This is a genomic window from Polaribacter sp. 2405UD43-2 (assembly GCF_058147125.1).
Genome location: NZ_JBYVJX010000100.1, coordinates 1 through 236 on the forward strand (window position 1 = coordinate 1; position 236 = coordinate 236).

Annotated in this window: 1 pseudogene; it reads left to right on the forward strand. The window is 32.2% G+C overall.

Going from position 1 to position 236, the window contains the following annotated elements:
* A pseudogene (locus tag ACY2RX_RS14905) lies at positions 1-217 on the forward strand (AAA family ATPase); the annotation flags it as partial.
* Between the last annotated feature and the right edge of the window lie 19 nt (positions 218-236).

Sequence of the window (236 nt, forward strand, 5' to 3'; positions counted from 1 at the left end):
TGAATTAAAACTCGCCATAAATTTTATGGAGAAAACAGATAGAAATCTGTTTATCACAGGAAAAGCAGGGACAGGAAAAACTACTTTTTTACATCAAATTAAAAACGAATCTTTAAAAAGAATGGTTATTGTGGCGCCAACTGGTTTGGCTGCCATTAATGCAAAAGGGGTAACTATTCATTCTTTTTTTCAAATGCCTTTTGGTCCTATTTTACCCAATTAGATTGCAAATACAA